Origin of the sequence: Rhizobium sp. CFBP 8752 (genome assembly GCF_014842035.1) — a bacterium.
GTDB lineage: Bacteria > Pseudomonadota > Alphaproteobacteria > Rhizobiales > Rhizobiaceae > Neorhizobium > Neorhizobium soli.
Genome location: NZ_JACYUZ010000002.1, coordinates 451,839 through 475,913 on the forward strand (window position 1 = coordinate 451,839; position 24,075 = coordinate 475,913).

Below are 24,075 nucleotides of genomic sequence, written 5' to 3' on the forward strand. Positions count from 1 at the left end.
CCTTTGGTTGATCGTGCCGTCCAGCATCGTAGGGACATTGACCAGTCCCTTGGAGCAGGTCCTGCGGCCTCGTCGCGAAGAATTGGTCCGGATTAGCTGATGCTGGCAGTTCCGCAACTGAAGAATGGACTGCTGACCGCGTCCGCCCGGCAGGAGGCTCCCGACACAGGGATCAACCTGGCGGATATCGCAACACTCAAAGGAGATCGAAATGGCAAACGTTAAGCTGATCACCCCTGTTCTGATCGTCTTCGGGGGGCTGGCCGTCGCTTCGAGCGGCTATGCGCAACAGGAGGCCTTCATGACCGCAGACAAGAACGCCGACACGATGCTGGACCAACCCGAATTCAAGGTTTTCATCGACACGATGGCCGCGTCCGGAAAGCCGATAGCACTCAAGGTCAAGCAGGCCGGTCGCTACAACCTGGCGTTTGGCCGGATCGACAAGGACAAGAACGGACTCCTGACGCCGAACGAGTTGCAGTCGCTGAAATAGCTGCCGCTCCCTGAGCAGGCCTGCCACGACATGCGCAAGGGAAGGATCTTTCCATGAAACATGCACTGTTGCCCCTGGTGGCCGCAGCTCTGCTGATTGGCTGGGTCGGGCAGGCCTGCGCCCAGGCCGAGAAGCGGAAAGTCATGGTCGAGGCACCTACCCTCGTCGAGGTGACGCTGTACCTGGAGACGACGGGAACGTTCCGCGCGGTCAACCAGGTTGACCTCGTCGCCCGAGTCTCCGGTACGCTCGAGAAAGTGAACTTCAATGAAGGCGACACCGTGCGAAAAGGTGACGTCGTCTTTCTCATAGAGCCCGAACCCTATCGCATCAGCCTTGCAGCTGCCGAAGCAGAACTGCGTCAGCAACAGGCCAACCTGCAACAGGCGGTCTCAAACGCGGCCCGGCAGGAAGGACTTTCTGCCAAGCAGGTCGTATCGCTAAGCGCAAATGAATCGGCGGTGGCACAGCGACTGGCAGCCGAGGCACAGGTCGAGGCCGCCAAGACCAAGGTGCGAAGTGCTGACATCAACCTCAGCTACACGGAAGTGAAGGCGCCGTTCGACGGTATCCTATCCGCACGCGCGGCCGATCTCGGCGCCTTTATCAATGCCGCATCGTCTCCGAAGCTCGCCTCGCTGGTCGAACCGGACCCGCTCCACGTACTCTTCTCGGCCGATGAGCGGCAGGTAATCGCCATTCGCCGCGCGATGGCTGAGCGCCATATAGACCTGAGGAGCCTCGGGGCGATCCGAGTTGAAGCCGGTCTTCAGGGTGATGCGACCTACCCTTACAGTGGATATCTCGACTACATCGCGCCAGAGCTGGATAGCGCGAGTGGGACCATGACCCTTCGCGGCGTTATTGCCAACACGCACCGCTTGCTATCGCCGGGCATGTTTGCCCGCGTCCGAGTCCCGATCGTCACGCGCAAGGCACTGACCGTGCCGGAGGCCGCGATCGGCAATTCCCAGTTGGGCCGAACGCTTCAAATCGTCGATGCCGAAGGCAAGGTCGCAGCCGTCAAAGTCGCGCTCGGAGAAAAAGCCGCCGGCGGCCGACGGGAGGTTGTCAATGGCGTGAGAGAGGGCGACCGCGTGATCGTCAAGGGCGGGGCTGGGTTGCGTGCCAGAGAAGTCGTCGAAGTCGTGACGGCACTCGATTGATCTGCTTACAGAAACAGGGAATGCCCCAGGATGGCCAGGTTCTTTATCGATAGACCGGTGCTTGCGAACGTGATCGCGCTCCTGACCGTCATACTCGGTCTGGTGGCGCTGGTCGGCCTGCCTGTCGCACAATATCCGAATGTCGTACCGCCCTCGGTGCAGGTGACGGCACGCTATCCCGGTGCCAACGCCGAGACGATCGTCCATGATGTGGCATTGCCGATCGAGCAAAAGGTCAATGGGGTCGAGGGCATGCTCTACATGCAATCGACCTCCACCAGTGACGGCACCTACGCACTCACCGTGACCTTTGCCATCGGCACCGATCCCGACGCGGCGCAGATCCTTGTGCAGAACCGTGTGGCGAGTGCGACGCCTTCCCTTCCGGATGCCGTACAGGCACAAGGCGTGCAGACGGCCAAGCGCTCGACGGCTATTCTGGCGATTGTAGCACTCACCTCCGACAACCCGGATCATGACAGCCTGTTCATGACCAATTATGCAACCATCAACCTGATCGATCAGATCGCTCGCATCCCCGGCGTCGGTAGTGTTTCGGTTTTCGGCGCCGGCAACTATGCGGTGCGCATCTGGATGGATCCGGACCTGATGGCGGCACGCGGTCTCATGCCGTCAGATGTGAACAACGCGATCCGTCAGCAAAGCCGCACATCGTCCGCCGGCCAGCTTGGCCTTCCACCGGTGCCGGAGGGGCGCGATTTCCAATACACGCTGAAGCTCGACTCCAAGCTCGCCGATGTGGCGGCCTTCGAAGACATCGTCCTGCGCGCAAATGACAATGGTGATCTTGTGCGCCTGCGCGACGTGGCACGGGTAGAGCTGGGTGCTCAGCAATACAGCCAGGATTTCAGTCTCGATGGAAAGCCGGCGGCAGGCCTCGCACTGTTTCTGTTGCCCGAGGCCAATGCGCTTGACGTCGTAGCGGCGGTCAAGGCGAAACTGGAGGTCATGTCGACCGACTTTCCCGAAGGGCTTCGCCACTCCGTGCCGTTCGACACGACGCTGTTCGTCAAGGCCGCCATCGATGATGTCTACCACACCCTGGTGGAAGCCGCGTTCCTCGTGCTGGTTGTCATCCTCATCTTCCTGCAGGATTGGCGCGCGATGCTGGTGCCTGCCACTACGGTGCCTGTCACCATCATCGGCGCCTTCGGCGCATTGGCATTGTTCGGTTTCTCCATCAATCTTTCCACCCTGTTCGCCATCATCCTTGCCATCGGCATCGTGGTTGACGATGCAATCATCGTGGTCGAGGCCGCTGCTCGCCATCTCGATAACGGAAAAACGCCAACGGAGGCTGCGGCGCTTGCCATGGACGAGTTGATGGGCCCGATCATCGGCATCACACTTGTGCTGCTTGCCGTGTTCCTCCCGGCCTCCTTTCTGCCTGGCCTCAGTGGCGAAATGTATCGCCAGTTCTCGCTGGTCATTGCCGCAACGGCCCTGATCAGCGCGGTCAACGCCGTGACCCTGAAGCCGACCCAATGCGCCCTATGGCTGAAACCACATGCCCTGAAGCCGCGCAAGAACGTCGTCTACCGCGGTTTCAACGCAAGTTACGATGCCGTCGAACGGGTCTATGCAGGGCTGGTGAGGGTCATGACCCGTTTCAGTGTGACGGTCTCGCTGGTGGCACTGCTGTTGGTCGCGCTCTCGCTCTCCCTGCTGGCGCAGGTGCCGACGGCCTTCCTGCCGATCGAGGACCAGGGGTATTTTCTGGTATCGGTCCAGTTGCCCGAGGGCGCGTCGCTCGAGCGCACACGCCTCGCAATCGAAAACCTGCGGGGGCGGGTCGAGAAGCTGGATGCCGTTGAAACGGCGGTCGCAATCAGCGGCGTCTCCGCCCTCAACAACAATGCCAGCCTTTCCAACGCGGGTGTCCTCTACGTGATCCTCAAGGACTGGAGCCTTCGCCAACAGGGAGATGACCTGTTGTCGCTCTACACCTACCTGCGTAGGCTGACTGCCGATCTCCCGGACGGACAGGCGCTCGTGCTTCCGCCGCCTCCGATCCAGGGTATCGGCAACGCGGCGGGCTTCACCATGCAGGTAGAGGCCCGTGACGGCGCCTTCGACTATGCGGCTTTGGAAGAAGTGGCGGCCAGCATCGCCCGTGCAGCAGGGTCTGATCCGACATTCCGCGAAGCCTTCAGTCCGTTCCGTGCCGACGCCCCCCAATTTGCCGTCTCGATTGATCGAAGCAAGGCTCAGCGCGCCGAGATCGATGTAGGCGGCGCCTACGACGCTGTCAGCCAGTACATCGGATCGTCCTACTCCGGCCAGATCAACCTCTTCGGCCGCATTTTCCAGGTTTATGTACAGGCAGACGCCTCAAGGCGCGCCGAAGTCGCCGACCTGGAGCGGCTTCGGCTGCGCGGCGCCTCCGGCCAGATGGTGCCGCTGGGCTCGATCGCAGACGTAAAACCGGCCACCGGGCCTGCGCTGATCAGCCTCTACAATCTCTATCCATCCGCTCAAATCATCGGCTCGCAGGCGCAAGGCTATTCGACCGGCCAGGCGCTCGATGCACTCGACGGGATCGCAAAGTCGCTGCTGCCTCACAATTTCGAACGGGAATGGACGGCTGCGTCCTACCAGGAACGAGAACTCAGCGGACAGATTTATCTGGTCTACTGCCTGAGCCTGCTTCTAGTCTATTTCGTTCTGGCTGGCCAATATGAGAGCTGGTACGCACCAATCAGCGTCATCGCGACCGTCCCGCTCGCGCTGATCGGAACGGCTACGACGCTGCTGTCGCTCAATGCCGCCGTCAACCTCTACACGCAGATCGGTCTGGTGTTGCTGGTGGCACTGTCGGCCAAAAACGCGATCCTGATCGTTGAAACCGCGCGGCATCTGCGGCTGCATGACGGCGCAGAGACCGTGGATGCGGCCATAAGGGCTGCGATCACGCGGCTTCGACCGATCCTGATGACGTCGATCGCCTTCATCCTCGGCGTCGTGCCGCTCGTGCTGCAGACCGGGGCGGGAGCGAGCGCGCAAAAGTCGATCGGGCTCGCGGTTCTGACCGGCATGATGGGCTCAACCTGCCTGACCGTCGTTTTCGTACCGTCGCTCTTCGTCGTCATGCAGAGAATGGAAGAGCGCTTCAAACGTCGCGTTCCAGTTTCAAGCTAACTGTGGCCGGCAAGCAGAGAGCCTTGTAAAGTCGTTCGCATGAAACCGAACCTCCACGTAAGCGCTTTCGTTGCGGGGACCTAGAACGACGCCTTCAGCTGGCCGCCGATGCTCCATACAGGATCGGCGTCTTCGCGAAACGTTGCTGCGGCAGAGGTGTTGACCTGCCATTTTTCGGTAACCATCCACCCGATGCGTCCGCCAAGCGCCGCATAATTCTGGTCCTCTGTGCTGCCCTTGACATCGCCGACCCAGTCGACGGAGGCTTCTACGCCCTTCTTGTCTGCGGACGTGCGTCCTACACCCAGTAAAAGCGTCAGGTCGAACCGCTCATCGAGCTTGCGGCTCCAAGCTAATTCGGCGCCGAGACTGTCAGTGATCGTTGAGCCGGATCCCATCCTGGCGGCGAAGAGATTGTCGGTCTTGTCTTCCCCATAGCCATCGAGGTCGAGCCAGGATCGAGCGAAACGGGTCGACAGCGCCAGTTCGTTGGTATCGTCGGGCGCGTAGATGACACCAACCCGAGCGTAGGACGCAAACAACGATCCAGATGTCGCACCCCCGGTCTGGATCATCTCATCGATGTTCATGTAGCTTCGGGTGAGCGACGCGGAAACATCGGGCGATCCCCATGCGCCAGCCTCCCCGAAAGCACGCCATGTTGCCGGCGCAGTCGTGTATCGGATACCTCCGGCAAAGAGCGCAAGGTCGTCCGAGCGAGCGTCCGACGCGCTCGCGCTGACGCGTGTTGCGCCCCCAAGCAGGCTGAAGCCGCTGCCAGCTTCCCAGCGAGCGTTAAAGCCCGCCGCCGCGTCACTGTTGCCCGAGAGAGAGACATAGCTTCCGCTGTCGAAGCGCTCGGATTGGCCTAACAGCGTTAGTGCTGTTTGAGAAAGATCGAGTGCAATGGACTGCCGCTGATGTGCAATCTGGTTCATCGAGTCCACCACGGAGCGGGTTGTGGTGAAGCCGAGGCGAGCGAAATCGATGGTATCGAGGAACAGGATTGCGTCCTGGGCCTCATCGTCCAAGGGCCCGGCGGATGTGAGGAGCACTGTAAGGTCGAGTGTGCTCGATCCCGAGACCCCGACCTTGCCACCAACCGCGACGTCGGCATCCACTGGGCCGGACGCCTCGTATTTCAGTATCTCCATCCGATCCTTGAGAGCTTGAATGGACACGGCCTGCCCTTCCGACGTCGAAACAAAGCCGCGATAGTCCATCGCATAAACTGAGTGACCATCCGGCTGTGTCACCGGTACGCTGAGCGAGCAGCGTGTCGTGGCGCGGCGGATACCGGAGGCACCGCCCGCTGTCGCCGAAAAATCGTCGAACAGATAACTGGTCGCGTTGCCGTCGGGTGATCGGACGCGCGAGTATGTCCCTTCAGCGCATCCGTCTGCTGCGAGCACCAGATCTGGAACAGAGAAATTGACCACAGCAAGCAGCGGGAGGAAACGGCGGATACGCATGACAAAATATTCCCGGCATCGGGGGGGCAGCGACCGTGCTGCCCCGGATTTTCCTTTTTAGCGGCAGTCGCGCCACTGAAGTTGGTAGACGATCGCTGCCTTCACGTCCTGCGTATCAACTGTCGCCATGGCCTCCTGCTTGCGCGTGGTATTGACGCGGATGCTGGAATTGGTGCGCAGGTTTACGTCCTCGCCGCACGCCGACCAGATCAGTGATTCCGCAACGAGCTTGTTTGAAATCAGATAATCCTTCTCGACCGGGCCGTTGAACGTTTTTGTGAATGCCGGACCACTTCTGCCCGCGAAGAAGTACTCCACATTGAACTGCGAGCGCGCGCCGCGTGGGAGCTGGTTAAACCCGCGGTAATCGATCGCGAGGACCGAAACACTGCGACCCTGCGGGACATGGACCGGTATGGCAACGTTGCAGGTCTTGCGGTCCAGGGATTTGCCGGTATCACCGCCGGCTTCAACAATGTAGTTGTCGAACAGCAGGCTGAGAGCCTTTCCATCAGGGCTGATGGTCGCCGATACGCTGTCAGAAGGGCAACCACTTCCGCCATAGCCTGGTGTGCCAAGCGAGATATCGTCTGCTTGGGCGGCCGAGGCCATAAGGAGAGATGCGAGCAAGAGACCTGCGGTTTTCATGGGGTTCCTCAAATTTTGTCGAACGTGGCGTTCGGTAGCGGCATGACGCGAGTGAGCTGAACTTCTCCTGAGTGGGACATTCATGTCGGAGTCATTCGCCTGATGCCAAATGTCAGTAGGAGAGTTAAAAGATTTTTAACTAAAAGTGGCGGTGAAGGTACTTTTCGTAGGTCTAATTAAGGCAATCCAATCACTTTGGGTGCGAAACCGGATCCATCGAAGCAAAAAGCACTGACCGAGGAGATTCAGATGTTCAGGATTGGCACAACTTTGCGTCTTTCAGCTCTGGCGGTCAGCCTCGGCATTGGCCTGTCGAGTTGCGCTGCGACGGCACCATCCATCCGTTCCAGTGAGGCCGGACCATCTCAATCCTCGCGGGCTGCCGAACACCGGCGCGCGCAGAGGCAAAAAGCGATTGATGGCGGTTATCAGCGGCTTTATCGTCCGAAAGGATGCCGCTCCTCGACGGCATCATGCGATAGATTTCCTCGAATGTCGTTCAAGCTGTCCACACCCGGCACGGCGACGACATAGAATTCGCGCCGAGCGACGCCCGATGGTGATCGTCTCTACCGCTCAAGCCCGCCGTCACATTTGAACAACCAGCCGGATCACTTCGCCCCGGTGCAAGCGGTCGAAACCTTCGTTGATCTCGTCGAGCCGGATCTCGCCGCTGAGAAGCTTGTTCACCGGCAGGCGCCCGGACTTGTAGAGAGCAACGTAGCGCGGAATGTCGCGGACGGGGACGCAGGTGCCGATATAGCTGCCCTTCAGCGTTCGCTCCTCGGCGACAAGACTGACGATGTTGAGGGGAAGCGTCGCGGTGGGTGCCGGCAGTCCGGCCGTCACCGTCGTCCCGCCGCGCCGTGTCATCCTGTAGGCGCTCTCCAGCGCCTTTTCGGAACCGGCAAACTCGAAAGCAAAATCAGCGCCGCCATTGGTGAGTTGCCGAACCTTGTCGACCGCATCCGCATCGCGGGCATTGACTGTCGCCGTGGCGCCCAGATCGCGGGCGATGCTCAGCTTGTCATCCGAGAGGTCGACGGCGATCACCTGCGCAGCACCCGCCGAAATAGCTCCCAGCAGAGCGGCAAGCCCGACCCCACCGAGGCCGATTATGACCGTGGTCTGGCCTGCCTGGACCTTCGCCGTATTCACCACCGCGCCGACGCCGGTCAGGACCGCGCAGCCGAACAGCGCTGCTTCGTTGAACGGCAGGTCCTTGTCGATCTTGACGATCGAGCGGCGCGACACGACCGCGTGTTCGGCAAAAGCCGAGCAACCGATGTGATGATGGACCGGCTCGCCGTGCGATTTCAGGCGGATGCTGCCTGTCAGTAGTGTGCCCTTGCCGTTTGCTGCAGCGCCCGGTTCGCAGAGCGCCGGTCTTCCTTCCGCACAGGGAAGGCAGTGGCCGCAGCTTGGCACAAAGGCAAGCACGACGTGATCGCCGACCTCGAGATCGTCGACACCTTCACCCAGCTCCACCACTTCGCCCGCGGCCTCGTGACCGATTGCCATCGGCAGCGGTCGCGGCCGGCTTCCGTTGATCACCGAGAGATCCGAGTGGCAGAGCCCTGCGGCACGAATGCGCACAAGCACCTCTCCCTGCCCCGGCGGATCGAGATCCAGCTCGGCGATTTCAAGCGGCTTGCTCTCTGCATAAGGCATGCTCGCGCCTGTCTGGCGAAGCGTTGCGGCTCGGATCTTCATGTCATACCTCTCTGGAATCTGGAATGCGGCGCGTGAAAACTAGCATTGTCTGCACCGCATGCGAAAACTTCCGCCGTCGGTTTCGATCTGCGTGGCGTGCGGCGCCAGGAAATGCCCCGTCATCAGCATAGTCTCGGTGTCGGCGATATCGCCCAGCAATGCTGCCCGCGTAAGCGCGGACTGGGCCTGATTTTCGCAGCCCATGCAACTCAGTTGCGGATATTTGAGCTGGATCGGGTGATGGATGATATCGCCTGAAAACACGCATTCGCGGCCATTGGAATGCAGCCATATCGCGACATGGCCAGGCGTGTGGCCCGGCGCCGGTTTGAACGTGAGGCAGCCATCCAGTTCATACCCATCGTCGACCAGCACGACCTGACCGGTCTCCACGACGGGCAGAACGCTGTCGCTATAGGCTGCAAGATGATGGCCGCCGGGATCGGAGCCGTATTTCTCGGCCCAGTAATCGTACTCTGTGCGGCCAAAGATGTACTTGGCATTCGGGAAGGTCGGAACCCAGCGTCCGTCGATCAGCCTTGTGTTCCAGCCGACATGATCGGCGTGGAGATGGGTGCAACAGACATAATCGATGTCCTCGGGCTCAACGCCTGTTGCGCGAAGACGCTCGAGAAACGGGGTCGAAAGGTTGGACCACTGGGTGCGAGCGTGCCGTTCCTTGTCGTTGCCGACGCAGGTATCGATCAGGATCTTGTGCCGGCCGGTGTCGACCAGCCAGGCATGGATGCTGAGCCTGATCCGATCGCTATCGGCATCGTAGAACGCCGGTGCAAGCCAGGAACGCTCGCGCTCGAGGAACTCGTCCGTAACGAGAGGGAAGAACGTCTTCATCCGGAACGATGTATCTTCCAGCTCCCAGATGGCCGAAACCGTGATGTCTCCAATGGCAAAACGGGTCATGAAAATCTCCGAAGTTCGGGCCTGCTCACGCGCTCGCGACAGCTGCCTGTTGCCGGACCGGAGGCCAACCGGAATCAGTCGATGTCGCAAGCCGGTTCAGCAGCTGTTTCAGCACCCAGACCTCGTTTTCGTCGAGAAGCGCAAGGCAGTCGGCTTCGGCAGCCTTCAGCATGGCAACGATCTCCATCATCGCCTTGCGTCCCGCGCCCGTCAGATGCGCACGCCGTGGTCCTGTCCCGTCGATCTCGATCAACCCTTCGGCCTCGATCTTTGCCATCGTCTCGTCGGTAATCTCGTCTCCGCGGGAGCGACCGATCTCGCTGATGGTGTCGAGTGTCCTGCCATCCTCATGGCCGAGCAGCGTCAGCACGGCATAGTCCGCGCCGCTCCATCCGCGCCGCCGGCGTTCGAACACCGCGTCGTTGCGGATCTGATAGAAGACCCGTGAGATCTGGTAGATGAAATCATCGGGCGAAAGACTGCTTTCCGTTTTCTCAAACGAGGTGTTTTCGCCGGCGTGGCGAATGAGCCGGCCGTATTGCCCGCCATGGAAGACCAGCGGCGGTGTGCTCGAATGCTCGAACCCGGTGATCTCGCCCACGAAAATGATATGGTCCCCGCCTTCATACTGATGGGCGGTCCGGCATTCGAAACGGGCAGCGCAGTCTTTGAGCAGCGGAATGTCGCCGTCTCCCCTCTCCACGGTCAGCCCCTCGAACTTGTCTTCCTTCTTGCTGGCGAAAAGACCGGAGATGTCGCTCTGTTCGGCTGACAGGATGTGAACTGCGAAATGGCCCGCCTGCCGGAAATCGTCGAAGCTTGAGGATGTCTTGGCAAGGCTCCAGAGGATCATCGGCGGATCGAGCGACACCGAACTGAAGCTGTTTGCTGTGCGTCCGATATCCTGCCCGTCCGCGGATCGGGTGGTGACGACGGTCACGCCGGTCGCGAAGGATCCAAGCGCGTTACGCAGAATGCGGGGGTCGTTGGACATGGTGATTGCTCCCTGTCTTATTGATGGTGATGAATGGTCTTTGCGGGTGATGCCGGTTGGGGCAGCGAGCCGCTCTGTTCGTCTTCAAGATCGGCACCGGCCGCCTCGCGCAACGGAATGATCGTGACGACCGACAGGCAGGCGGCGGCGATGATGTAGCAGGCAAGCGGTATCCAGCTCCCTGACCAGGCCCAGAGCGCGGCTGCGATCATCGGCGTCGGTCCGCTCCAGAGCACGGTTGCGAACTGATAGGCGACGGACACGCCGCTATAGCGGACCGACGCCCCATACTGCTCGGCGAAAAGGCTGGGCTGGGTAGATTGCGTCGTGGCCTGCCCGAAGATGATGGACAGGGTCATCGCAGCGGTGATCCAGAATACGCTCGCCGTATCCATGAGAAGAAAGAACGGCACGATGAAGAGGCCGTTGAAGATCATGCCCCCCATGAACACCCGCTTGCGGCCGATCCGGTCGGAAAGTCCGGCAAACAGGGGCTGGGCGATAAAGCAGAAGACGGCTGCGATCATCAGCGAATTGAGCGCCGTCGCCCGGTCGATGCCGACGACCGTCGTCAGATAGACCAGCGAATACACCGCCACGATATAGAAACTGGTGTTTTCCGCGGCCTGACAGGCGACCAGAAGCGCTGTCTTCTTTCCATGCTTGCCCAGCACGTCCACGATCGGCAGGCGCTGGCGTTCGCCACCGGATTTCAGCTTCTGGAAGCTTGGCGATTCCGCAAGGCGTCTGCGGAGGAAGATACCGAAGACGAGAAGGATGCCACTGAACAGGAAGGGCAAGCGCCATCCCCAGGCCATGAACTGCTCGGGCGTCGTCAATCCGCCGACAAGCGCCATCACGCCGGACGAAAGAAGAAGGGCCGCCGGAATGCCCATCTGCGGCCAGCTGCCGAAAAAGCCGCGCGTCTTGTTCGGCGCGTGTTCGACGACCATCAGGGTCGCTCCACCCCATTCGCCGCCAACCGCAAAGCCCTGCAGGAAGCGAAGCACGGTAAGCAGGATCGGCGCCCCGACGCCGAGGACGGCATAGGTCGGGATAAGACCGATCAGAAATGTGATTCCGCCCATCATGGTGAGGCTGAGGATCAGCATCGCCTTGCGGCCGATCCGGTCACCGAAATGGCCGAACACGATGCCTCCGAGAGGCCGGGCAATGAACCCGATGGCGAAGGTCGCGAAGGCTGCGATCATACCTGTGACCGGGTCGAATTCCGGAAAGAACAGTTTGTTGAAGACGAGTGCCGTGGCGGTACCGAAGATGAAGAAATCGTACCATTCCAGGGTCGATCCGATAAAGCTCGCCAGTGCGACCTTGCGGATGTCGGATGTTTGCGTGGCCATGAAGCTCCTCCCCGAGCTGTTATTGGCAATCGCATGGGTCTCCCTTGAGCCTCCAGCGGAAGACCCATGCGCAGGTCGTGGTTAGTTTTCGAGCGGGATGTCGACATCCAGCAGGGGGGCGTGCTGTTGCGCACCGTAGACGTCGGTATCGCCGATATCGCCGGCGGGAATCGCTCGCGGGAACGTCGCCTTGAACGCGGCGGCGGTATCGTAGGGCGTAAACAGCACGTCTTCTTCCTTGACGCCGTAGAGCCGGGAGAAGAGGGCCGCATTGAGCGTTCCCGTCGCCTTCACGCGGCGGTAGAGGTCGTGATCCTCGAACAGGACGTCGATCGTGACGTTGAAAGGACCGGCATTCTTGCTCTTGCAGATCTGGGCGATGTCTCTGATGAGGGCCATGTCACACCTTCTCGTATTCGATGGGGAACAGGGCGCAGGGATCGCTGACTTCGACCGTATGGAAGATGCTGAAGCGATACATCGGCCCCATGTCGATATCCGACGGACTGAACGGGAACGCCATATTGCCTTCCTTGCACAGACGCCCCGGAAAATCCGCATGCAGCATCGAGGTGCGTGCCATGGCGATAACCGCATTGGCGATATCCGCGGTCTTGGCGACAACCTCGATCACGAAGCCGAGTTCGTGGCTGGTGATCTGCTTGACCGGCTCCCAGCCGCCCATCACACCGTCCTTGCCGTAGCAGTGGATGATCATCCGGTAATCGTCGCGTGGAACGCCGAACGATTCGGCCTTCACAGCAACCTTCTCGCGGTGGGTGGCGAGATAGTCGTCGATCTGAGAGATCAGGATCGGATCGCGCGTGCCGCAGATCGCGATGGACCGGTAACCGGCCATCTCGACGCCTTCGAGCTTGATCGTGTAGCGATCGGCCGGCGTCCAGGTCATGCCGTCGATCTTGACGGCACGATCGCTGATCGCCTCGAACCGGCAATCGGTCGTATCCAGCAGACCACCGGGCTCGACGTGGTGGATCGGGCTCGAATTTTCATGCAGCGCGAAATTCGCGACGGCCAACGGCGTCGAGCGCCGAATCGGGTTCGGCGGCTCGCAGACGACATGGTCGTCGCGAACGCGAAGGAAGATGCAGTCCGGCTCCTTGGGCACGGTCGGCTCGGCGCCGCATTCCAGCATCTTGCCCGCATACCACGACGGTGCAGGCGCCATGCCGGCCCGGATGGCGGGTGCCGCCCACTGCGCCGGATCGCTGCTTCGACCGGCAAGAATGACCTGCGCGCCTTCGTCGAGTGCCTTTGCAAACGGCTCCGGCCCCATCATGCCGACGACGCGGGTAGAGTTGTCGATCATCTGCCGATCGAGCGGCTTCATCTTTGCAAGCGGTTTCGTGAGGCCCTTCTCGGCCCAGCCGGCGAGGTCGCCCTTGCTTTGCTCGGAATGGATCAGCGCCATCTTGAACGACAGCCCCTCCTCCCGCGCAATTTCCCGCACCAGTGCTGCCGTATCCTGAAGATGCGGCTCGCCCCCTGCCCCACCGGACGTGCCGATGATGCAGGGAATACCGGCCGCAATGCTGGCCTGCAGCATCAGCCGCAGGTCACGCTTGACCGAAAGGCGCGAGCAGAAGGACGTTCCGGCACCGAGATAGTAGGGCCCCGGATCGGTACTGCCGCCATCACAACCGATGACATGGGGCTCCCAGGACATTCCGATCTTGAGCGATTCCTCGGCATAACCGTAGCCGAGGATGCCGCTCGTCGAGAGCATTCTGAATTCTTTCATCACTCTTCTCCGACTGCTCGCTTATTCCGCCGCCTGGCGCTGGGCGGGATGAACCGGCATGGGAATGCCCAGGTTTTCGCGCAGCGTCGTGCCGGCATAGTCCTTCTGATAGACGCCGCGACGCTGGAGCTCCGGCACCACGTAGCGGACGAAGTCCTCGTAGGCGCCCGGTGTATGGGTGGCCGCCAGCACGAAACCGTCACAGGCTCCTGATGTGAACCATTCTTCCATCTGGTCGGCGACCATGGTCGGCGTCCCGCAGAAGATCGGAAACTCGCCGATCGTGCCGCGGCCCGAATAGTGCACGAAGTCACGCACGGTCGGATTGGGTTTGCCGCTCAGGGAGATGACGCGCTCCTTGAAGCCCGACCATGACAGCTTCTTCAGCTCCTCGTCGGTGAATTCGCTGTCCATCGGCTTGCTGGCGAAATCGAAGTTGAGCGCTTCCGACAACAGCACGACGGCATCGATCGGCTTGGCGAGCGCACGGATGTACTCGCGCTTCTCCTCGGCAATTTCCTGGCTCTCGCCGACGCAGACGTAGCAGGCCGGGCAGATCGCCACATCGTCGGGATTGCGACCGGCGGCAGCGACCTCCTGTTTGACAGCGGCATATTGTTTCTGCCCTGCCTCAAGCGTCGGGTAGACAACGAAGATCAGATCGCCCCACTTGCCCGCGAACTCGCGACCGCGGCCGCTCTGGCCTGCCTGGATCAACACCGGGCGCCCCTGCGCTGACGGCGGCACCGGCAGCGGACCCTTCGAGCTGAAATACTTGCCCTTGTGATCGAGCCGATGGACCTTCTTCGGATCGGCGAACTGGCCGGTCCCCTTGTCGACGATCAGCGCATCGGGCTCCCAGCTGTTCCAAAGCCCTGTCACCACGTCCAGGAATTCGTCGGCCCGCTCGTAGCGCAGGTCATGCGCAAGATGCTCGACGCGGCCGAAGTTGGCCGCCTCGGAATTGTTGAGCGAGGTCACGACGTTCCACGCAGCACGACCCTTGGTCATCAGGTCGAGCGTTGCGAACAGACGTGCCACATGAAAGGGCTCGTAATAGGTGGTCGAATAGGTAATGCCGAGGCCGATATGGCTGGTTGCCATGCCGATCGCCGTGATGATCGAGACCGGATCCATCTTGACGACGCGAACACCGTTCTCGACCGCTTCCTGGTGATCGTCACCGTAGATGTCGGGCATAGCCAGACGGTCATCGAAAAAGGCGAGATGGAACTTGCCGTCCTCGAGGATGCGTCCGATGCGCTGGAAATATTCGGCGGACAGAAAATCGGTGGCGCCGGCAGGATGCCGCCATGAGCCGGGCGCAATCGAGCAGTTCTGCGCCTGCAGGAAGCCCACCATTTTCATCTGGCGTTTTGAAGTAGACATCGTTCCTCCCGTGTCATCGTCAATCGCAAATAAGTGCGCAAACGTTTGCGCACCCCGATCCAATCGCTTTCTGGAGGAGATGTCAAGTTGGGAGCGAATATTTTGTCATGCAGCCCCTCTTTTTCGCATCGGTGCGGATGCGGAGTGGCGCGACAGGGCGCAGCTGTTTTGTTATGAATCGGTATGAACTCAACACTGCCGCCTTCCACACCGCGCCGAGCGACGGTCGTTACCCTGTCAGCACTGGCAGGAGTCGCGCCATCGACGGTGACCCGCGCGCTCAAAGGCGACACGCGGATTTCCCAAAAAATGCGGGACCTGATCATCGGGCTTGCGAAAGAACACGGCTACATGCCGAACGTTCTGGCGCGCACGCTGTCTTCGGGGAAGAGCGGTCTGTACGGACTTGTCCTCGGACCGGCTGAAAACCCGTTCTATACGGAGCTGTTGCACGAAGCGACGCGACAAGCGGAGAAGCTCGGCTTTCGCCTCCTCATCATTCATGCCGGCGGCGGGCCTATCGAGGATACCACTGCGCAAGCGCTGATTCAGTACCAGGTCGATGGCTGCATCATCTCGTCGGCCATATTGTCCTCAAAGGCCGCCGACATCTGCGCCCAGAACAACGTCCCGCTCGTTATGGTCAACCGCGTCGCACTTTCGCACGGATGCTTCGTCACCTGCGACAACCGTGCCGGCGGTGCTGAGATGGCGAAACTTCTGATGTCGCGCGGCTGCCGTCGTTTCGGACTGATCTACACCTCCTCCACCAGTTCGACGTCTCGCGAACGCGAGGAAGGATTTGTCGCCGAACTGGAACAGGCCGGCCTGGCACTCTCGCTTCGAATCGACGGCCACTCCAATTACGACGGCGGTTTCGAGGCCGGTCGCGAGATCGCGGCGATCCCGTCGGCGGAGCGCCCGGATGCGATCTTCGCGTTGAGCGACATCATGGCCATGGGCGTCCTCGACGCACTGCGCCTGGCGTCGATCGATGTGCCCGGCGACATCCTGGTTGCCGGCTTCGATGGCGTTGCGGCGTCCGCCCGGCCGATCTACGACCTCACGACAATCCAGCAGCCCCTGCCCCTGATGATCCAGCGCGCCTTTGAACTGCTGCGAGCGCGCACGGTCGATCCGAGCCTGCCGGACGAACTGATCGCCATGCGCGGCAAGCTGATTGTTCGCGGCTCCACCGGCAGGGCATGAAAAAGGGCGCTAAAAGCGCCCTTCCTCGATCCAAAATCCGTGCAGCCTATCCCCCCGCTTTCGGAATATACATCACGATTGCGGGGAAGAAGTAGATGGCAAGCACGGCGAACAGCATGATGACGACGTATGGCAGAGCCCCGTACATCACCTCCTTCAAACTCGATTTCGCCACCGACTGGATCACGAAGAGGTTCATACCCACCGGCGGCGTGATGAGCGCGATCTCGATCATCAGCACGAAGTAGATGCCGAACCAGATCGGATCGATTCCGTGCACGCCGAGCGACGGGAGGAGAACCGGAAGGACGATCAGGATCATCGCGATCCCCTCCAGGAACAGGCCGAGCAAGAGCAACACCGCGGTGACCGCCAGCATGAACATGCCAGCCGTCTCGATATTAACGGCGATCCACTGGGAGATTTCGTAGGGAATGCGGTAAAGCATGATTGCCTTGCCGAATACGTTTGCCCCGGCAATGATCAGCAGCAGGTTCGCCGTGGTAAGACCCGCGCCGAACACCGCCCCCCGAAAATCTGCAAAAGACACGCCGCGGCGTATGCCGAACACGTAGATCAGGGTCATGACGAGGCCCACAGCTGCCGACTCCGTCGGCGTGAAGACGCCTGCATAGATCCCGACGATCATCGTCAGCGCAATGACCATGGTCGGCAGGGCGCGAAAGCTTGCAGCCATCCGACCACCCGGTCCGGATTCACCTTTTTCCGCCTTCGGTGCCGCCCCCATGAACGACTTGACGATGCAGTAGATCAGGAACAGCACGATCAGGAACAGCCCGGGCCCGACGCCGGCAAGGAACATCGAGGCGGTGGACTGCTCCGCGACCGCCGAATAGATGATCAGCGGAATGGACGGCGGGATGAGGATGCCAAGCGTTGCGCCAGCGGCGAGCGTTCCCATGACAAAGCGACGATCATAGCCGCGCTTGGTCATCTCGGGAATTGCCACGGTGCCGATCATGGCCGCAACGGCCACGGAAGAGCCCGAGATCGCGGCAAAGATGCCGCAGGAGATGATCGTTGCGATCGCGACACCGCCGCGCACGCCGCCGACCCATCGCTGAACCGCATCGAACAGGTCTTTCGCGACCCCGGCCTTCAGCAGGATATTCGACGTCAAAAGAAACACCGGCACCGCCAGCAGGATGAAATTGTTGACCGAGCCGAGGAATTCCATCGACACGCTGGCGAGCGGCACGTCCTTCATCAGGAGAAGAACGATACCCGTCGTCGAAAGCGCGATACCGACCGGTATGCCCGCAAACAGAAAGACGAAGAGCGCGACTAGTACGATAACGCTTTCCATATCAGATCTCCTCGTGCGCGAGTTCGAGCTTGCGTCGCTGCCCCGTCGCAACAAGCAGGATCAGTTCCAGCGCAGCCTGGACGAAGAAAAGAAAGAACCCGATCGCGACCGGCAGGTAGAAGAGCCAATAGGGGATGCGCAGGACACTCGCCGTAGCGCGGCCGACTGTCGCCGCGTCGATTGCGGCAACAAGCGCCTCGAAGGAGACGACGGCACAGGCGAGCGCGATGATCGCAAAGCTTATGCCTTCGAGAACGACCTTGGCGCGTTCGCCGACCGCATCGGAGAAAAGCGTGATCGAGATCAACTGCCGGCGCCCCATGCAGGCTGGAAACAGCAGGAATGTTGCCCAGACCATGCCGAGACGTGAGGTCTCCTCGACCCAGTCCGTCGGACTGTTGAAGAAGTATCGCGACGCCACTTCATAGGCGACGATGATGCCGATGAAGAGGTAGATCCATGAACTGTATTCACCGATCCTCATGATGGTCGACTCGATTGTGCCGACCCATTTCTTTTCTTGCGGGGGCATGGTGCCGTTCCTCCCAGACGTTTGCGTCTGACCCTCTCAGACGCTGCGCGAATGCGCGTTTCGCCGCGACGGTGGCACTGCGCCCCGCCCTTGTTTTTGGTGTCGTGCTTTTACATTGTGCCGACTCTGTGCGAGGCGGCGCGGCTAGCCAATTGCCGCTACTGAAGCTTTTGCGCTTCGTCGAAAACAGATTTCGCAAGGTCGTTTCCGTTGTCGTAGAACGACTTTGCGACAGGTGCCGTTTCCTCTTTCCACCGGACGATTTCATCCGGCGTGAGATCGATGATCTCCATCTTCTTCGCGAGAACCTCGCGCGTATGCTTGGTGGCATCGAAGATGCGATCCATGAGCACCGTCTCGAGTTTCGCGGCCTCCTCCTGGAAGATCGCACGAAGTTCGGTCGGCATCTTTTCGAGCGCTTTTTCGCTCATCAGGGCGAAATGCGTCTCATACATGTGGTCCGTGGCGATGACGTAGCGCGAAACCTCGAAAAGGCGGCGTTCCTCGACCGACGGCCATCCCGTCAGCCCGCCATCGACGATACCGCGCTGAAGCGCCAGGAACTGTTCGCTACCGCTGGTGACGACCGGAGCGGCTCCCACGGCCTCGACGAATTCGCTGACGGTAGAGCCGAACGTTCTGATCTTCAGGTTGCGCATATCCGCAGGGACATGAACTTCCTTGTCGCGGGTGATCATCGTGATGAAGCCATAAGGGATCCAGAACATCGCGCGCGACCCGGTCTGGTTGATCCTCTTGTCGAGTATGGTCCTGATCGGGGTTCCGGGCAGCACAGCGCGATCAAGCTTTTCGCGCGTATCGAAAAAGAATGGCACGGCGAACACGTTGAGAGCGGGCACGGTGCCGGCAAGGATGGATGCAGAGGCAATTCCGATATCGATCGTGCCGTTTGCAACCGCCTCGTCCATGTGCTGGTCGCTGACGAGTGAACCAGAGTCATAGAATTCGAAGGTAATTTCGCCGTTTGTCCGCTTCGACACGTTGTCTGCGAACTCCTTGATGACGTTGGTGAGGTAGTGATTGTGCGGAACGCTGGTGGCGACGCGAAGGGCCCGCTCGGCGGCGAAACCCTGTCCCGTTCCCATCACAAGAGCTGCCATAACGACAGCAAGTGTCTTGAGCTTCATCTTATCCCTCCCGGTAAATGCTTGCATCCGATGACTCAGTTGCGACCTCCTTATCGCCGCTGCAGATGCGCAAACGTGTGCACTAACTTTCGCAAATTTGCCCGTCCCGTCAAGTTTTTTTCTGCCGACGCGCGAAATATCCTGCATCCCCGGTTGCGCCGGATCGTCTTCAGGCACTGCCGCGCACAATCAATTTGCCAGGCAGGATGCTGGTCGTCGTCACGTCGAGTGGAACGGTCTTGCTGGCCTGTATCAGGCCCACGACCTCGGAGATCATGCGGGTAATCGGCTGCCGGATCGTCGTCAGACGATAGGATCTCCAACCGGCCATGGGAATGTCGTCAAATCCAACGATCGAAAGATCCTCAGGTGCGGACAGTCCAAGTTCGCGGGCAGCATCTATGGCGGCGAGCGCCATGATGTCGTTGCAGCAGAACAGCGCATCCGGACGGTTTTTTGCTGTCAGCAGTGATAGCACTGCGCCGTAGCTGCCTCGGTAGGTGAACTCCCCGTTTCCCTCGGCAAGCACGGAATGCCCGCTCTCGCGTAATGCTTCGGAAAAGCCTCCCGCCCGGTCACGGTGGGTAGACGTGTTGGAGATCCCGCCGATGAAGCCTATCCGTCGGCGCCCCCTGCCGAGCAGAAACAGTGCCGCATCACGACCGCCTGCGTGATTGTCGCACGCGACCGCATTAACGCGGACATTGCGCTGGATCCGGTTGAGCAGCACCACCCGGATGCCATGCTGCCGGCAGGCGTTGGCCATTCCAGACGTCAGGCTTGCGGAGGTCACGACAAGTGCGCTGGGGCGAGCGGCAAGGATCTGCGGCGTCAGCTGGTCCATGTCCGCCTGCGGCGGGATAGCATAGACGAGCAATTGTCTCCCGACCGCCTGCAGTGCTTTTGCGAGCGTGTCGAGAACGAGTGGATAGAACGGGTTGGCGAGATCGCCTGCCACCAACGTCACTGTACCGGCGGAGATCACCTCGGCAGTACGGCGCGCCGGACTGCTATAACCCAACTGCGCTGCGACCTGAAGGATACGCTGTCTTTTCAACGGATCGATGGACGACCCCGGCGAAAACGCGCGTGATACCGCGGCGATGGAAACGCCCGCCTCATGAGCGACCTGCTTGGCTGTCGGCTTCAAAACAGACTCCATGAAATTTTTTCACGCAATGATGAAAACTTGCATTCAGCGTCGCTAGCACATTACGCTCGATGTCAAAAGGGAGGTGAGACATGTCAATTCGCTATATGAAACAGGGGAAGGCGGCCGCCGAACGCGCCGAAGATGACGCCAAAGTCAGGACGCTTGTCGAAGCGACGCTCAAGGACATCGAAACCCGAGGCGACGCCGCAGTACGCGACCTGTCGGCGAAATTCGACAACTTCTCTCCGGCCTCGTTTAGACTGACCACGTCCGAGATCGAGGCGGCAATCAACAAGGTGTCGGCTCGCGACATGGACGACATCAGGTTTGCCCAGACTCAGATCCGCAAATTTGCCGAAGCCCAAAGAGCGTCGATGACCGATATCGAAATCGAGACAATGCCGGGGGTCTTCCTCGGCCACCGCAATATTCCGGTCCAGTCGGTCGGTTGCTATGTTCCAGGCGGCAAGTACCCGATGGTCGCGTCGGCGCATATGTCTGTCCTCACGGCCTCGGTGGCGGGAGTTCCCCGCATCGCAGCAGCGGCTCCGGCCCAAAAAGGCGAACCCCACCCCGCCATCGTCGCTGCAATGCATCTCGGCGGGGCTCATGAAATTTATGTCCTCGGCGGCATTCAGGCGATCGGCGCGATGGCGCTCGGGACCGAGACCATTCGCCCCGTCGACATGCTTGTCGGCCCCGGCAACGCGTTTGTTGCGGAAGCAAAGCGCCAGCTCTACGGGCGCGTCGGAATAGATCTCTTTGCCGGCCCGACCGAAACAATGGTCATTGCGGACGAGACTGTGGACGCGGAAATGTGCGCCACAGACCTTCTGGGGCAAGCCGAACATGGCTACAATTCCCCGGCGGTTCTCGTGACCAATTCGGAGACGCTGGCGAAAGCGACGATCGCTGAAATCGATCGAATTCTCGGAATCCTGCCAACTGCCGAAACCGCTTCCGTATCCTGGCGCGAGTACGGCGAGATCATCGTCTGCGACACCTACGAGGAGATTCTCAACGTCGCCAACGACATCGCCTCCGAGCACGTGCAGGTTATGACAGACCGGGACGACTGGTTTCTCGAAAACATGCATTCCTACGGTGCGCTCTTCCTCGGCCCACGCACCAACGTTGCCAATGGCGACAAGGTCATCGGCACCAACCATACTTTGCCGACGAAAAAGGCGGGGCGTTATACCGGCGGTCTCTGGGTCGGCAAGTTTCTCAAGACCCATTCCTACCAGCGCGTCACAACGGACAAAGCGGCGGCTGAGATCGGCGCCTATTGCTCGAGGCTGAGCATGCTCGAGGGTTTCGTCGGCCATGCCGAACAGGCGAACTTACGGGTGAGACGCTATGGCAACCGCGACGTCGCCTACGGCGAAGCAGCCGAATGAGCGGCCTTTTCAATCTTGCCGGAAAGCGGGCGCTCGTCACCGGCGCCAGCCGTGGCATTGGACGCGCGGTCGCCGAAGGCCTTGCCGAGGCGGGTGCCGAGGTAACGCTTTGCGCGCGCTCGCGGACGGAGATCGAGGAGGCCTGCTCTTTGATGTCTACGCGCGGCTGGAGGGCGCGGCCGCTTGTGTGCGATGTCACCGACATTGCCGGCTTCCGCCGACATGTCGAAGCGCAAGCGCCGTTCGATATCTTTGTCAACAATGCCGGCACCAATCGCCCCAAGCCGCTGACCGAGATCACTGAAGACGACTACGATGCCGTCTTCGGCCTGAACACGAAGGCTGCAATTTTTGCAGCCCAGGCCGTGACGGCCGTGATGCTGAAGCACGGTAGGCGGGGCACCGTCATCAACATGTCCTCGCAGATGGGCCATGTCGGCGCGGCCAACAGGACACTCTATTGCGGCTCAAAATTTGCGATTGAAGGTTTTACCAAGGCGTTGGCGGTCGAACTTGGACCTGCCGGCATCCGCATCAATACCCTTTGCCCCACCTTTATCGAGACACCCATGACCGCCTCGTATTTCGAGGATGAGGAGTTTCGCCGCGAGACGCTGTCCAAGATCAAGCTAGGTCGCCTGGGGCAGCCGGCAGACGTCGTCGGCGCCGCCATTTTCCTTGCCTCCGACGCGTCGTCCCTGATGACCGGCTCGGCGTTGATGATCGACGGCGGCTGGACGGCGGACTAGTCCGCCACCGCCTGCTTCGCCCGGACGATCCGCATCAGCATTTCATCGCGCCAGGAGCGTCTGGCATCGAGATCCTGCTCTGCGAGCAGTTCGCGACGCTCCGCATCCGCCCGTGTCACCGCATCCGGCGCCCAGCCTCGGTCTACCCTGCGCTGATCGGCAAATCCGGCATACATCGGCCCGAGCCGTTCGGCATAATCTGCAAGCCCCTTCGGCGCGTTGAGATCGATGGTCTCGAACGGTCCCATGAACGACCAGCGCAACCCAAGCCCGTCGCGCACAGTGCGATCGATGTCTTCGGCCGTAGCATAGCCTTCCGCAAACAGTGCAAACGCTTCGTCCAGCAGGGCGCCCTGCAACCTGTTCAGCACGAAGCCGGGAATTTCGCGCGACAGCGACACGGCTGACTGCCCCACATCCTCCATCAGGCGCCGGACACGGCTCGCTGCCTGTGGCGCAGTCCAGGGCGTCGGGACGATTTCGACCAGCGGCACGAGATGCGGAGGATTGACGGGATGCACCACCATCAACCGCTCCCGGTTGCCACACTCCTCATAGAACGCCGACCCGGGAAATCCTGAGGTGGAACTGCCGACGATGGCATGGGCGGGAAGCACCGCATCGATCGCAAGACTGACCTCGCGCTTCACATCGATCCGCTCGAACGCCGACTCCTGTACGTAGTCGCAGCCCGACACAGCCTCGCTGAGGCTCCGCGCAAAACGGATGCGCGACAGGACCAAAGGCACGTCGCCGCAAAGCCCCCCGGCGGCAAGATCGCCGACGGCCTTGTCGATCTGCGCGCCGATGACAGTCTCGGCGTTTTCGCGGGCATCATAAACGGTGACGTCCATGCCGGCCCGCGCGAAGACAATCGCCCAGCCCTGCCCCACCAGACCTGCGCCGACGATGGCAACGTTCCTGATCGCATTCATGTCCTGGATCTCCCCTTGTGAGCTGCAGTCAAATGCAGCGCCTCCACGCTGGCTGTGTGAGCAAGCAGCAAGGCAGCCAGAGGGTCAATCGTCGATCATGCCAGTGAAAATCTTTCACGAAAGAAGGTGTCCCACCGTCGTCGTATCGGCTTTTGGAAGTGGACGAGGCAGGCGGTTGCTCCTGGACTGATATCCCGAAGCAGCGTCACCGCCCGGGGGTTACTTCTGCAATCTCGGTGCTAGTGCGTCCTCGACGGCGAAGAGCCTGTCTCGCCGTAAACAGAGAATCTGGACAGCCCACCTCATGCAGAGATGCGATGCAGGAGGACCGCTCCGACGAATTCGCTAGCGTGACGCCGAACAGCATTGAAAGCCTTCCAACCACGCGAGGAATTCGGACGGTTGTGTCAGTGCGCTGAAAGGACAGTGGCCGACATCGCGGTTTGCCTTCGCGGCGATGGTTCCCTGATGGAAAGCCAACAGAAGTTGCTCCTTATCGACTCCAAGGTTTCCATCCTGTTCTTCGCGGACTGAGAAGTCA

The 24,075-nt window shown here is 60.6% G+C and carries 20 protein-coding genes; 6 read left to right on the top strand and 14 right to left on the bottom strand.

Annotation, left to right across the window (positions count from 1 at the left end):
• Window positions 1-211: 211 nt before the first annotated feature.
• Genes IFT59_RS15265 through IFT59_RS15275 form a run of 3 tightly spaced genes read left to right on the top strand, consistent with a single transcriptional unit; the run spans window position 212 to window position 4,821 of the window.
• Window positions 212-496, top strand: a complete 285-nt coding sequence (locus IFT59_RS15265; protein WP_113111390.1) for an EF-hand domain-containing protein — start codon at window positions 212-214, stop codon at window positions 494-496.
• A gap of 53 nt (window positions 497-549) precedes the next feature.
• The gene (locus IFT59_RS15270) at window positions 550-1,662 is read left to right on the top strand and encodes an efflux RND transporter periplasmic adaptor subunit (RefSeq protein WP_192087404.1); all 1,113 of its coding nucleotides are present in this window, start codon (window positions 550-552) and stop codon (window positions 1,660-1,662) included.
• Window positions 1,663-1,692: 30 nt separating this feature from the next.
• Window positions 1,693-4,821, top strand: coding sequence for an efflux RND transporter permease subunit (locus tag IFT59_RS15275; RefSeq protein ID WP_192087405.1), 3,129 nt, complete (start codon window positions 1,693-1,695; stop codon window positions 4,819-4,821).
• Between the two features lie 80 nt (window positions 4,822-4,901).
• Here IFT59_RS15275 and IFT59_RS15280 read toward each other — a convergent pair whose 3' ends face one another.
• The 9 genes from IFT59_RS15280 to IFT59_RS15320 all read right to left on the bottom strand — a co-directional run bounded on the left by IFT59_RS15280 (window position 4,902) and on the right by IFT59_RS15320 (window position 15,081).
• A complete protein-coding gene (locus IFT59_RS15280; protein WP_192087406.1) occupies window positions 4,902-6,293 on the bottom strand; it encodes a DUF4360 domain-containing protein in 1,392 nt (463 codons plus the stop codon).
• A gap of 57 nt (window positions 6,294-6,350) precedes the next feature.
• Window positions 6,351-6,941 (bottom strand): DUF4360 domain-containing protein, encoded by a 591-nt coding sequence (locus IFT59_RS15285; protein WP_062577828.1) that lies wholly within the window; start codon window positions 6,939-6,941, stop codon window positions 6,351-6,353.
• Window positions 6,942-7,529: 588 nt separating this feature from the next.
• The gene (locus tag IFT59_RS15290) at window positions 7,530-8,654 is read right to left on the bottom strand and encodes a zinc-dependent alcohol dehydrogenase family protein (protein ID WP_092662871.1); all 1,125 of its coding nucleotides are present in this window, start codon (window positions 8,652-8,654) and stop codon (window positions 7,530-7,532) included.
• A 39-nt stretch (window positions 8,655-8,693) separates the two neighbouring features.
• Window positions 8,694-9,575 carry an MBL fold metallo-hydrolase gene (locus IFT59_RS15295; RefSeq protein ID WP_192087407.1) on the bottom strand — a complete coding sequence of 294 codons (882 nt, stop codon included), beginning with the start codon at window positions 9,573-9,575 and terminating at the stop codon, window positions 8,694-8,696.
• A 25-nt stretch (window positions 9,576-9,600) separates the two neighbouring features.
• Window positions 9,601-10,569 carry a flavin reductase gene (locus IFT59_RS15300; protein WP_192087408.1) on the bottom strand — a complete coding sequence of 323 codons (969 nt, stop codon included), beginning with the start codon at window positions 10,567-10,569 and terminating at the stop codon, window positions 9,601-9,603.
• A 17-nt stretch (window positions 10,570-10,586) separates the two neighbouring features.
• Window positions 10,587-11,930 (bottom strand): MFS transporter, encoded by a 1,344-nt coding sequence (locus IFT59_RS15305; RefSeq protein WP_192087409.1) that lies wholly within the window; start codon window positions 11,928-11,930, stop codon window positions 10,587-10,589.
• A gap of 81 nt (window positions 11,931-12,011) precedes the next feature.
• Window positions 12,012-12,329, bottom strand: coding sequence for a DUF4387 domain-containing protein (locus IFT59_RS15310; protein WP_062459166.1), 318 nt, complete (start codon window positions 12,327-12,329; stop codon window positions 12,012-12,014).
• Window position 12,330: 1 nt separating this feature from the next.
• A complete protein-coding gene (locus tag IFT59_RS15315) occupies window positions 12,331-13,692 on the bottom strand; it encodes an acyclic terpene utilization AtuA family protein (protein ID WP_197978123.1) in 1,362 nt (453 codons plus the stop codon).
• A 21-nt stretch (window positions 13,693-13,713) separates the two neighbouring features.
• Window positions 13,714-15,081, bottom strand: a complete 1,368-nt coding sequence (locus IFT59_RS15320) for an LLM class flavin-dependent oxidoreductase (RefSeq protein ID WP_192078376.1) — start codon at window positions 15,079-15,081, stop codon at window positions 13,714-13,716.
• 183 nt (window positions 15,082-15,264) lie between these two features.
• Here IFT59_RS15320 and IFT59_RS15325 point away from each other — a divergent pair, with 183 nt between their 5' ends.
• The gene (locus IFT59_RS15325) at window positions 15,265-16,290 is read left to right on the top strand and encodes a LacI family DNA-binding transcriptional regulator (RefSeq protein WP_113111595.1); all 1,026 of its coding nucleotides are present in this window, start codon (window positions 15,265-15,267) and stop codon (window positions 16,288-16,290) included.
• A 46-nt stretch (window positions 16,291-16,336) separates the two neighbouring features.
• On the opposite strand, the gene IFT59_RS15330 is transcribed toward IFT59_RS15325, so the two are convergent.
• From IFT59_RS15330 to IFT59_RS15345, 4 genes are all read right to left on the bottom strand, one after another.
• A complete protein-coding gene (locus IFT59_RS15330) occupies window positions 16,337-17,617 on the bottom strand; it encodes a TRAP transporter large permease (protein ID WP_174197547.1) in 1,281 nt (426 codons plus the stop codon).
• Between the two features lies 1 nt (window position 17,618).
• Complete coding sequence (locus IFT59_RS15335; RefSeq protein ID WP_062459152.1) at window positions 17,619-18,149, bottom strand: TRAP transporter small permease; 531 nt, start codon at window positions 18,147-18,149, stop codon at window positions 17,619-17,621.
• Window positions 18,150-18,307: 158 nt separating this feature from the next.
• A complete protein-coding gene (locus tag IFT59_RS15340) occupies window positions 18,308-19,297 on the bottom strand; it encodes a TRAP transporter substrate-binding protein (protein WP_162734864.1) in 990 nt (329 codons plus the stop codon).
• Window positions 19,298-19,466: 169 nt separating this feature from the next.
• Entirely contained in the window at window positions 19,467-20,447 is a 981-nt protein-coding gene (locus IFT59_RS15345; protein ID WP_192087410.1) for a LacI family DNA-binding transcriptional regulator, read from the bottom strand.
• A 92-nt stretch (window positions 20,448-20,539) separates the two neighbouring features.
• On the opposite strand from IFT59_RS15345, the gene hisD reads away from it, so the two are divergent.
• Window positions 20,540-21,850: a histidinol dehydrogenase gene (gene hisD / locus IFT59_RS15350; protein ID WP_192087411.1), complete on the top strand. Its 1,311-nt coding sequence runs from the start codon at window positions 20,540-20,542 to the stop codon at window positions 21,848-21,850.
• Window positions 21,847-22,599 carry an SDR family NAD(P)-dependent oxidoreductase gene (locus IFT59_RS15355; protein ID WP_092662853.1) on the top strand — a complete coding sequence of 251 codons (753 nt, stop codon included), beginning with the start codon at window positions 21,847-21,849 and terminating at the stop codon, window positions 22,597-22,599. Before hisD ends, IFT59_RS15355 begins: the two co-directional genes overlap by 4 nt.
• Here the strand turns inward: IFT59_RS15355 and IFT59_RS15360 are convergent.
• Complete coding sequence (locus tag IFT59_RS15360) at window positions 22,596-23,534, bottom strand: 3-hydroxyacyl-CoA dehydrogenase (RefSeq protein ID WP_192087412.1); 939 nt, start codon at window positions 23,532-23,534, stop codon at window positions 22,596-22,598. The two genes, IFT59_RS15355 and IFT59_RS15360, sit on opposite strands and share 4 nt — an antisense overlap.
• Window positions 23,535-24,075 lie beyond the last annotated feature (541 nt).